This is a genomic window from Spirosoma utsteinense (assembly GCF_014282275.1).
In the GTDB taxonomy this organism is placed as follows: domain Bacteria; phylum Bacteroidota; class Bacteroidia; order Cytophagales; family Spirosomataceae; genus Spirosoma; species Spirosoma utsteinense.
Genome location: NZ_VFIA01000034.1, coordinates 51569 through 63486, shown reverse-complemented (window position 1 = coordinate 63486; position 11918 = coordinate 51569). Strand labels below are relative to the sequence as shown.

At 54.2% G+C, this 11918-nt stretch carries 4 protein-coding genes; 1 reads left to right on the top strand and 3 read right to left on the bottom strand.

Annotated features, from left to right (window positions below):
- Positions 1-1374: 1374 nt before the first annotated feature.
- From FH603_RS21760 to FH603_RS21750, 3 genes are all read right to left on the bottom strand, one after another.
- Entirely contained in the window at positions 1375-6360 is a 4986-nt protein-coding gene (locus FH603_RS21760; protein ID WP_186739935.1) for a putative Ig domain-containing protein, read from the bottom strand.
- A 249-nt stretch (positions 6361-6609) separates the two neighbouring features.
- Entirely contained in the window at positions 6610-7008 is a 399-nt protein-coding gene (locus FH603_RS21755; protein ID WP_186739933.1) for a LytTR family transcriptional regulator DNA-binding domain-containing protein, read from the bottom strand.
- A gap of 232 nt (positions 7009-7240) precedes the next feature.
- Positions 7241-11266: a hybrid sensor histidine kinase/response regulator transcription factor gene (locus tag FH603_RS21750; protein ID WP_186739930.1), complete on the bottom strand. Its 4026-nt coding sequence runs from the start codon at positions 11264-11266 to the stop codon at positions 7241-7243.
- Between the two features lie 145 nt (positions 11267-11411).
- Between FH603_RS21750 and FH603_RS21745 the strand changes: the two genes are divergently transcribed.
- Positions 11412-11855 carry an SRPBCC family protein gene (locus FH603_RS21745; RefSeq protein WP_186739928.1) on the top strand — a complete coding sequence of 148 codons (444 nt, stop codon included), beginning with the start codon at positions 11412-11414 and terminating at the stop codon, positions 11853-11855.
- The last annotated feature ends 63 nt before the right edge of the window (positions 11856-11918 follow it).

Genomic DNA, 11918 nt, shown 5'->3' with positions numbered 1-11918 from the left:
GATTGTTTAGTGTTGTCTGGTCGGCTTCCGACAGGACGAACGGGGTAGCGATTTGGCCCATGCCACAAAGCTAATTATTTTGCTCTAACCTCTATTTTGGAAGAGTACTAGTCTCCATGCGTTTCTAATAAACCGAACTTTCTTATGTGTATATTTTGTTATTAGAAACAGTCTATTTTATATTAATATAATTATATAAATAACAACAATTTAGGCTTTAGTTTACATGATTAGGAAGATTATATAAAAATCTATGGATTATATAGAATTTAAATAAGTGCAATAATTTTAATCTCTTTTTAATGTCTTCCTTACTTAACGCAAAAAGTTACTTTATTTTGCCATTAAATGTATACCTATTAAAGGTTGAATAAATCAACACCTATTTCATATTATAAGTTAAATATCATCAAAATAAGTATATAAAATTTGTTCATATTAATTTTTGCAGTAACCTGTTTTTTGACAACTCTATTCAAGTAACAGGGCAACTATTTTTAATGCAAATCGTTTAGGCAAACGGATTGTTTTTTTCGATTGCTCAATTTATACGTGATAAGTCCAACTATAGATTCGTAGCTAATTTTGTAGAGTAGACAGCTTTGCTGATCATCCACTTCTGCCAACGTGTTGAACCGCCCGGTGGCCCGGCCCGATTTGGAAAAGTGAACGATCAGCAAACCTGAACTAGTAAAGAGCCTATTCATCCAATTGCAGCCCCCATTCAGGGCGACCCCTATAACGGCTTGCTCACAAATGGGCCGCCCTGAATGGGTCGCCCTTACGGGGCTGGAGCATTTTGAGGTCGTTTAGTCCTATTGACAGGACACCCCTACCGGGGTTAAACCGCGCCTGCCTTATCTATAATTCACAGTGGGCAAAAATCTTTATAGACTTACGCACCAATCAATACCCTTCATACCTGGTACCAGCTGGACCTTCGTAACTCTTTCGGCTATTGCCAGCGGATTTTCTATACAATCAGGTGCCGTCTGTAAAACCATACACGTAGCTATACTTTTTAGTAACTAACGTGAACTAATCAAGCAAGCAGAATCAAATGGCACTTTGTTTGTCATGGCTCCGGCCACCCGGTCCGAGGTACGAGGAATCTTCGGAGATGGCTAGTAAAACCACGCTTATCCGAAGATTCCTCGTTCCTCGGACCGGGTGGCCGGAGCCATGACAAATCACCGACTGAAAATAATGTAATTTAATTTTGCTTGATTATTATGAACTGGCGTAAACAAAATTGAATAAACCTCAACTAGTTTACTGTCAATAATTTATCATTAAAATTTCCATAGTTCACGTTAACTAATAAAGGCCCGGTCAGTACTGACCGGGCCTTTATTAGTTACTACGGCTAACCGCTTAATTGCCGTTGATCACCTTGACCGTCTTCGACTGGCCAGGTATACTGACCCGCAGCAAGAGTAAGCCCACCGATTGACGACCAATAGCAAACGTATGGTGCTCAACCGATGCAGCCTGCCGGATCTGCTGCGAACTGATTGCCTGACCATTTCCATTGGTCAAACTCAGATCGAGCGACTGACCGGCAGCGCCCCGTACCTCAATGGTCACGTATCCGTTCTGAGCCGGATTACCCAGCACCCGAACATCCAGTTCAGACTCGACCGACGGACGAGCCCCCAAACGACCGCTTCCACCTGCGCAGGCGGTCAGCCAGTTGTAGGTAAAGCTGGCTTCCCCTGCGGTACCCGTCTGGGTCGCTTTGAGGGTGATACTTGGGTTGTCGGTATAAAGATTGAGCGTGTAAGGCCCTGCTGCTGTGGTGGGCGATAGCTCGTTGACCACCGAGAAACTAATGGGCTGACCGCTCAAGCCCGCGTATCGGGGCGTAAAGCTCACTTGCCGCTGACCCGCCGTGACCGTCACGCAGCTTACCGTCATGACACCCGTGATCGAGAACGGACCACCCGGCACTACGACCGAAGCCGAACTCACCGTCAACACGAAGCTCGTACTCACCGACAGACTCCCCGGATCAGTGGCCTTTACGGTTACCGTAGACACCCCCGATACCGACGGCGTACCGCTGATGGTGGCCGGAGCGGTGAAGCTCAGACCCGCCGGTAAACCGCTCACCGAATACGTCAGCGCGTCGCCGTTGGGGTCCGAGAAGGCGTTAGCCGGAATCATGTACGTGAAAGCCTGACCCACTGTGGCCGACTGGGCCGGAATGCCAGCGGCTACTATCGGTGCCTGGTTGACGGGGGGCGTTCCTCCCCCATTACAAGCCGCCAGCCAGTTGTAGACGAAGCTAGCCTCACCCACCGTACCCGTCTGGGTGGCCTTCAAGGTAATACTTGGGTTGTCGGTGTAGAGATTGAGCGTATAAGGCCCTGCTGCCGTGGTAGGCGATAGCTCGTTGGCAACCGAGAAGGTGACTGCCGCACCGCTCAGACCAGCGTACCGGGGCGTGAAGCTCACCTGCCGCTGACCCGCCGTGATCGTCACGCAGCTTACCGTCGTGACACCCGTGATACTGAAGGGGGCCGTTGTTCCCGCCGAACTCACCGTCAGTACGAAGCTCGTGCTCACGGATAAACTACCCGGATCAGTGGCCCTCACCGTTACGGTAGACACCCCCGATACCGACGGGGTGCCGCTGATGGTGGCCGGAGCGGTGAAGCTCAGACCCGCCGGTAAACCACTCACCGAATACGTCAGCGCGTCACCGTTAGGGTCCGAGAAGGCATTAGCCGCAATCACATACGTGAATGCCTGACCCACTGTGGCTGACTGCGCCGGAATGCCAGCCGCTACCACCGGTGCCTGATTGACGGGGGGCGTGCCTCCCCCGTTACAGGCCGCCAGCCAGTTGTAGGTAAAGCTAGCCTCACCCGCCGTACCCGTCTGGGTTGCTTTGAGGGTGATGGTTGGGTTGTCGGTGTAGAGCGTCAACGTGTAAGGTCCCGTGGCTGTGGTGGGCGATAGCTCGTTGACCACCGAGAAGCTGATGGGCTGACCGCTCAGACCCGTGTACCGGGGCGTAAAGCTCACCTGCCGTTGACCCACCGAAAGCGTTACACAACTCACTGCCGTTACGCCCGTAATACTGAACGGGGCCGCAACCGCTTCGGTCACCGTTACACTGACCGTTCCGGATACCGTTTGGGACGTTGGTGCCGTAGCATCCTGCGCAACTACCGTAAACGTTTGAACACCGGTCGTCAGACCCGATACCACCGCCGTATTGCCTGTAGCCGTGATTGATCCGGGACCCGTGAACGTATAGGTATAGGGCATGGTACCACCCGATACCGTTGCCGACAGCGTTGTGGTTCCCGTCGTCAGAATTGATGCGGGGGTAGCAGAGGCTACCAGCGTCAGCGCCGTAACCGGCGCGACGAACTGGCTCAGATCGAAACGGGCCACAACCGGATTGTGGTCGGACGTCGTGTTGCCGTAGTTTGGAATGCTGAATGGCTGAAGCACATAAGCTGAATTGCTAACGTATGCTTTAGCCAGTTCACTCGATGCGATAATATGATCGATAAAGCTGGCCGAGGAGTTGAACGTCGAACAGCCTTGGTTTTCGAGCGGCAGCGTAATCGCCGAATAGTTAGTCACATCGGTCACAAACGACTGGTAGGATGACTCTTTCCCGGTGGCGATCGAGCCGTTCAGCTTATCGTTGTAATCACCCAGTATGACAACCTTGGCATCAGCGTACCTGGTGTCCAGTTCTGCTTTCAGATCGATGATGTCCTGCTTCCGACGGTTATAGTCGGCCGTGGCACTGCCCGATTTAGCGTGTAGCGCGACTACGTGGATTTTTTCTGTTTTTCCGTCGATGGTCACGTTGGCAACGAACAGGAACGGCAGCCGACCCGACGACCAGTTGTTGTCGCTGGGGTAGTTGTACTTGTCGGCCAGCAGGGCCTTGGTTTCCGCTAGTACGGGCGTAACGGTAGCCGTGTTGTAGATGACGCAGACCTTCTGGGCCAGACGGGTTGGACCAAAGACGGTTCCACCCGATGGCGTCTGGTCGCATTCGTTCTGGAAGTAGTACGAAAACTTGTCCGAACACACATAGCTGTAACTACCCGGCATGGCTTTCACCGCAGCATCCAGGCGGTTGATATCGCTGATCTCCTCGGCAGCAATGATATCGGCATTTAGTTTGGTCAATACCGTCGTGGCGTTAGTTTGCTGCAACAGCTCATTGGTCGGGCCAAAATTATCATAAGTCAGTGTCGTACCGCTAGGGCAACTGATCGTACCGGCGTCGGCCCCGAAGAACTCAAAGTTCCAGGCGACAATATCCAGCGTTTTGTCAGAACCCAGCGCAGGACTGCTACCCACGGTACAGGTCAAATCTGACGCCGGTGTCGTGCCGGGAACATCGGCCAGGATACGGGGCTGGAGTTGCAGTCCATTCGTGCCGGGCGTCGTCGCACCTGAAACGAACCGATCGGCGATACCCGTTACGCTCACTGGATTGGTCGGACGACCCGCGCCGGCCAGGGGTGAGTTCGCGCTGATCCGCAACGTACCCGACTGGCCGCCCGCTGTGATGGTGTAGCTGGTCCCTCCCGTAAAGGTGGGCGTAGCGGGGGTGATTGTGGCGTCGGCGACGCTTACCAGCCGCCCCTGATAGGCCGGTAACTGATCGGGCGTAATAGCAACCGGCATGACCATCCGATTGGCAACCCCCGTTACGACGGTAAAGGTGTTGACACTCGCGGTGATCTCGGTATACCCGCTAAACACGGAAACGGGACCGCTGGCCCGAACAGAATCCCCCAGTTGAACGAGACCCGACAGGTCGGTGCCGCTGGGACCGCTATAGATCACGATCCCTCCCGTTGCATCCTGGATGTACAGCTGACGAGCGCCCAGTTGGTTGGTTACCGTTACCCGGCCCGCTACCGTAAAGGACTGACCTATGCCTACCCGCGCGGTAGAGATCGGCGTTGCACCTGTCGTACTGACCGTGCCGCTTACGGTAACCACGGCGGTCAGGCTACCCGAACGGTTGGTGATGGTCCCACTGACGGCCCCTCCGGCCGTTCCGCTCAGCCGGGCATAGACCACGGCCGATGTCGTCGACGAGGGTAAGGTCAGGGTAGCGCCAAAGCCACTGCCCGGGGTCTGGCTGACATCGACACCGGTCGACGCCGACACCGAAATGCCATCCGTCAGGTTGGCTGCCGTTAAGGTATATGCCTGCACGGCCGACGGTGTTCCTTCGGCGGTTGTGTAGCCTGTCAGGGTCGTTGGTGCTGCCGTTAGCACAGGCGCGTTGGGCGCGTTTATCTGCCCGCTGACCGTCACCGGCGCAACCAGCGTTGCATTGGCGGTATGCGTAATCGTACCCGAGAATGCTCCCGTTGGCGTAGCCGCCGTCAGACGGGCATAAATAACCTGCGACAGGGCACTAGCCGAGGTTGGCAGCGAGAGCATAGGCGTGAAAGAACTGTTATCGGTACTTAGTTCGATACCCGCCGTTGCCGATACCGAGACGGGGTCGGCACTGAGATCACTGCCAGTCAGGGTATAGGTTTGCGTATTCGACACCGTTCCCTGCCCCGCCACAAACCCGGTCAGGGCCGTTGTACTGGTAGAAAGCGCGGCAACAGGTGTGCTGGCGCTGGTAACGCTCGACCAGCTGGTTCCAATTTGTAGTTTATCGACCCGCAGGGTTGGCGCGTTGGCTGCCGTACCCTGCCGCAACGCGATTGAACCAGCATTGGCCAGATCGGCGACTACCGATGTAGTCGATACGGACGGGGTTGGCTCCGCCTGTCCCGGCGTCGGCTGAATGAACAAATCAACCAGATCATTAGTAGCGCCAGCCACGAAAGTGTACTTCAATACGACCAGATACGTCGTGTTGAGTGAGTAAACCGTAGTGCTGTAGACTGGTCCGGCCGCATCAGTGCCTTTGGATAGTCCCAGCAGAAAGCCGCCCGTTGTACTTTTGACGAAAACACGCCCAATAAAGGTTGTTCCGATCGTACTGGGTCCGAGGTGCAGGAAATAATCACCTGTTGCCTGAGCAGCAGCTACATTTATCAAAAACGAAGCATAAACCGATCCGCTCGTCTGTTGCGTGAACTGCCGGTTTACGTCTTCCCCCGCAGTCGTCAGGCCCACTGAACCTCCGGCTGTCGCTATGCCGCTATAAGTCAAACCGGGTGCTGTTGCCTGAATCGTGTTCGTACCGGCTCCACTATGAGCCGCCCAACCGCCCTGCGCCGTCAGTGAATACGGCAATGTTGTTGCGGTGAAATCATCCGTTAATAGCTGCGCCCAGCCACTGTGAGCGCATAATAGTGCCATCAACCAGGCCCCTAGTTTGATGGTCTTTCGTAGTTGTTGATTCATGAGATTGTAGATTAGTCTTTCCAGACAAATCTACAATCTCTTCAGTAGTATAACATTATCTACGTGTTACTATATGGTTAGTCCACCTTCTGCACAATTAAATTCACACTTAAGCATTGAATAGTTATATTATCTTAATTATTAGTCCACTAATTCCAGAGGCTACAACGACAAGTGGCCCCAGCTTACATAAGCTGGGGCCACTTGTCGTTGTAGCCTCTTAGGTTGGAAGAAACGGAAAACCGGTAGTTAATTCAAATGGGGCATGTTGTTGGCTAACTGCCGCCGGACAGAACTCCACCGCCGACGGGAAACGGGCAGTACATCACCGGTAGACAAGTGGACGAGGCCACCCGTTTCCGTGCGCTCCAACCGCTCGACGTACCGGCGGTTGACGACGCAGTTCCGGTGTAGCCGGATGAACCACTCATTAGGTAATTTAGGAGAATAGTATTTCAGGGTGCGCGGCATCAGCATCCGGCGCCCGTCTACCCAGTTCAGCCAGCTATAGTTAGCGACAGCCTGTAGGTAAACAAGATCAGCTACTGAAAACGACTGGCGACCTGTCTCGCGCAGATATAATTTAAGGGGAGGCCAATCAGTTGGGAGCGTACGGGCCGAAACGGAGGCAGAAGAAAAATAAGTCATCAGCGTTTAGCAATAGATGGTATGTGTCGTTGTGTAAACCTATTATGACACAATACTAATCCCATTGACGGCCAGCCGCTTGCTCTTACGTAACAAAGCCTATAAAATTTGTAACATCCGTTGTAAACAGTAGCTACGTATGTGTGAACGGTTCAAATATCAATGTAAAATATATACTAAATAGACTTATTAATGAAAATAGGAAGATATTCCAGCGGATCAACAGAGCTTCTCAGCCCCGCTGGTCAGCTACTTCGTGGCGGCTTTTTTCGATGAAATCCGATGGGGTCATGTGGTATTGCTCCTTGAATACTTTAGAGAAGTAGGCAGCCGTATCGAACCCTACCCGGTCGGCGGTTTCGGAGACGGAAGCCCCCGTCAGCAGTAGTTCGGCGGCCCGGTTCAGCCGCACGACCCGGATCAGTTCATTGGGCGTCATACCGGTCATGGCCTTGATTTTCCGATTCAGATGCATCCGGCTCATGCCTACGACATTCGCCATCGGCTCGACCCCGAACGTTGAATCATCCAGCCGTTCTTCAAGTATGGCATACACCCGATTCATGAACTCATCATCAGGCGAGTGACTGACAGTGGGTAGATGGCCCTCCCGCAGCAATTGGGAACGGTAATGCTGTCGGCTACGCTGCTGCTGTTCGAGTCGGTTTCTGACGCGGCCCAGCAGTTCGTCAACCTGGAAAGGCTTGTTTATGTAATCGTCAGCGCCAGCGTTCAACCCTTCTATGCGGCTTTCCAGGGCGGTTTTGGCCGTCAGGAGCAGAATAGGAATATGGCTCGTCAGGGGATTGCCTTTCAGCTGACGGCACAGCTCGTAGCCGTTCAATTCGGGCATCAGCACGTCGCTGATAATCAGGTCCGGCCCGTCGGTCAGGGCCGCGTCGACACCGGCCCTTCCGTTATTTACCCGGCGCACCTGCCATATCGGGCTTAATATACTGACCACATAATCGGCAATATCATTATTATCCTCGACCAGCAACAACCGCTGTGCTCCCTCATTGACGGAGAAGTCGGCAGCGCTATCCAGTGTGGCATGGGGCTGGGGGCCGGTCGTGACGGCCGAAGCCAGCGTAGCATGGGCCGGTCGGCAGGGTAACTCAACAACAAAGGTGGTACCCAGACCCGGGCGACTTTCTACCTCCACACTGCCTTGCATCATATCGACTAACTCCTTTACCAGCGCCAGCCCAATGCCTGACCCGCCAACGGCCCGGTCGCTGATGGCATCGGCCTGATAAAACCGGTTGAAGATGCGTGGCAGTTCGGCCGTATCGATCCCCTCTCCCGTATCGGTTACCGTCAGCCGGATCAGTTCGTCAGGCTCCTGCTGGGAGTCTTCACTCACCACGCCATTCGTCTGAGGCAAGGCCATGACCGATACAATGATGGAGCCGCCCTCGCCGGTAAACCGAAGGGCATTGGCCACCAGATTATTCAGAATCTTCTCGATCTTGTCGCCATCAAACCAGTAGTTGGGGCTGATCAGCAGGGAATGGACCTGTAGACGAACCTGTTTCCGGCGGGCTTCCTCCTCGAATACCCGCGCCGTACGGTCGACAAAATCGGCCAGATCGCCGGGGGTTGGCGTTACCGTCAGACTCCCGGCTTCGAGTTTGGCCAGGTCGAGCAGTTCGTTGATCAGCCGCAGCAGCCGGTTCGCGTTCCGGTAGACCAGCGCCAGTCGATTCTGATGCTGTGGATCTGAAATCTCCTGAAGCAGTTGCTCGATCGGGGATAGAATGAGCGTTAGCGGAGTTCGGAACTCGTGGGTGATATTGGCAAAGAACCGCGATTTGATCTCATCCAGGTTCTTGAGCTGCACCGACTCCTGTTCACGAAGCTCCATTCGGCTCGTCAGCCGGATACGGTTGATCCGAATCCGCAGAAACAGCGCAATGGCCCCCAGCAACAGCAGAACATACCCAATATAAGCCCACCACGTCCGCCAGAGGGGTGGCTCCACCACCACTTGAAGCTGACGGGTATGCGGACTCCACACCCCCGACGTGTTCGACGCGTTGACCACGAATGTGTAGGTCGCCGGCGACAGGTTTGTGTAGTTGGCGGTGGCCTGATTGCCGCTATATACCCAGTCTTTGTCTAGGCCCGTCAGTTTATACCGGTATTGATTTTTACCGCTCTGGTTGAACTGGAGGGCGGCAAAATCGAATGAAACAAAGTTCTGGAGGTAATTGAGCCGTATCTCGGTCGTTTCGTTGATATCCTGCCGGATAGGTGAATCGGCGTCGGTAGCGTTGACGAGTTTGTTATTAATGCGCAGGGCTGTCAGGGCTACTACCGGTTTGAAAGGATCCTCGCCAATCCGGTTGGGGTTAAAAACGGTGTAGCCGCCAACACCGCCGAAAATCATTCGTCCGTCGGGCAGCATCACATCGTGGTGACGATTGAACTCCTCGCTGGGTAACCCATCGTCGGCCGTGTAGCTCCTGACTTCGAACGTCCGGCTGTCGAAGCGGCAAAGGCCCCGGTTGGTACTTAACCACAAATGACCGTTACCATCTGGCTGAATGCCATAGATCACGTTATTCGGTAACCCCTCGGCCATTGTGAACCGGCGTATCCGGCCCGTCAGCTTGTCGAGCCGACACAAACCGCTTCCGAACGTACCGATCCAGAGATGATTGTACTGAGCCGGGTCCTGGACCAGGCACAACAGCGCATCGTTGGGCAGGGACTCCGGGTCGCTGGCGTTGGCATGCCAGCGGATAAGCCGATTCGCCGACAGGTCGGCCCGCAGCAGACCATGGTTCTGCGTAGCCAGGTAGATACGGCCCCCATCTACCGTCATCGCCAGGATTTGATAGGGATGATTTAACGGTAACGGCAACGGGAAGGCCGTAAACGTACGTAGTTCGGGATTATAACGGACTACCGCCCGGCTGTCGGGCCCCAGCAGTCCCCAGATCTCACCCTGCGGACCAGCAGCCAGCACCGTCATCCGGAACAGGCCATTGGGTAACCACCGTGCTTCGATACCCGCCGGCCGGATGGGTTCAAACACCTGGCGCGGTTTATTGTACCGATAGGGTGGCGTTTCGGCACTGCTGATCCACAGGTTTTTTTGCTGGTCGAATTGATGCTGGATGGCATACGGCCATTGACTTCGGATATCGGCTGGTATGGCACTGGCTGGCACGCCAAACTGCTGGGTCATCCAGTCGACGGGAAAATTTGTCCGGTAAGGCAACGCCATAAACAGGCGTTTGTTGAGGTCATATTTGATGACCCCATCGCCGTTCGTACCAATCCAGAGCACGTTCGACCGGTCGACCAGTAGCGACAGGGCCGGGAATCGGGCTAGTTTCGGTGACCCGTTCGGCTCATCGGGACCAGTCAGCCGGACCAGCCCACCCGCGTTGGTGTACCGACTTTGGTTGACATAATCCGCTCCCCGGTAATCGGTAGCAAACAGGGGCGTCAGGCCTGGGGTGTCGGGCAGATCCAGTATAGTCCGCACCCGCCCCAGGGTGGGGTTGAAAATGGCAAACCGCCCCGGAAAACCAAGCATCAACTCTCCATTGGAGCGTTCGTGCAAGACCTGGACGTTATTTTGGGGAAGCCCCTGCCCTATTCTGAATCCCGTAAAGGCACCCGACGCCGGGTCGTAGCGAAACAGTCCATCGCGGGCGGCCAGCCACGGTCGGCCGTACTGATCGATCAGCATGGCATTGATGTGCCGCTGAACCGTATCTCCTTTGGCGGCCCAGTGGTGATGGGAAACACTTCCGTTAGGATTCAGCCGAAAAAAGCCGTTCGTTTGTGTAGCCACCCACACGTTGCCCAGCCGGTCGGGGTAGATAGCTACGAGCAGATCGCGGCCAATAGCCTGACTGAACTGGGGCGAAGCCGATACCCGGCGGGTTTGTTCGGTGACGGGATCGAAACAGTCGACGTTGTTATTTTCTGTACGCAGCCAGAGCTTTCCTTCAGAGTCTTCCCTAATTTCGTAGATACTGCTGAATGAGATCGACTTGACCTGCTGGGGGTCATGGTTGTATATACGGAAGCGCACACCGTCGTAACGGCACAGGCCATCGCGGGTTGCCAGCCATATGAACCCACGCCGGTCCTGAATCAGCGATTTGATAAATCCCTGCGGCAAGCCGTTACGTACAGTAAGGTATTCAGGCCCTGGAACGCTGGCCACTACGGGAGCTGCCCAATTGAGCAATACCGCTAGAAACCAACCCACCGACCATCGTCGGAAACGACTCATACGCCGATCAGAAATCTGCCCGGTTCGGCTCACATGAAGCCGAAAACAGATGGTCAAATTGGCTGATATTCGTGTCTTTATCAATTTTACGGTATGGTTTTTTATTAAAAGGTTCGTCAAATTTCCTGTATTCTCTTCCACTTTCATGCACCTTTTACTCAAAACATCTGTCAGTCAGGCCCTGAGCGCTGTATGGGCTGGCTTTGACCGGTCACTATTTAATCGGCTCAGTCCACCGTTCCCACCCGTTGAGGTAGTTCGCTTTGATGGCTGCCAAACGGGCGATATCGTTCAGTTGCGGCTGAATTTTCTGCTGTTCCGGCAAGACTGGATCAGCGAGATCGTCGACCAGAAAAGCAGTCCCGACGAAATCTATTTCATCGATCAGGGTACACAGCTCCCGTTCTTTCTTACCGCCTGGCATCACCGGCATCGCCTACTGCGCAACCCGGCCGGGGGTACGATTGTGGTCGACGACATCACCTTCCGGACGCCTTTTTTACTGACCGACTACCTGATGTATCCGCTCATGTGGCTTCAGTTTGCCTACCGAAAGCCCATCTACAAAAAAATATTCAGCGGAAATTGAACTGATACGTTCGGGCTATACGCAGCGCTCGTTTTAGTTGTCTATTGAGCCGTGGTTGGCTTG

Excerpts from the sequence above, each read along its gene's own strand:
- FH603_RS21760 (WP_186739935.1), bottom strand. The coding sequence starts at position 6,360 with ATGAATCAACAACTACGAAAGACCATCAAACTAGGGGCCTGGTTGATG.
- FH603_RS21750 (WP_186739930.1), bottom strand. The coding sequence starts at position 11,266 with ATGAGTCGTTTCCGACGATGGTCGGTGGGTTGGTTTCTAGCGGTATTG.
- FH603_RS21755 (WP_186739933.1), bottom strand. The coding sequence starts at position 7,008 with ATGACTTATTTTTCTTCTGCCTCCGTTTCGGCCCGTACGCTCCCAACT.
- FH603_RS21745 (WP_186739928.1), top strand. The coding sequence starts at position 11,412 with ATGCACCTTTTACTCAAAACATCTGTCAGTCAGGCCCTGAGCGCTGTA.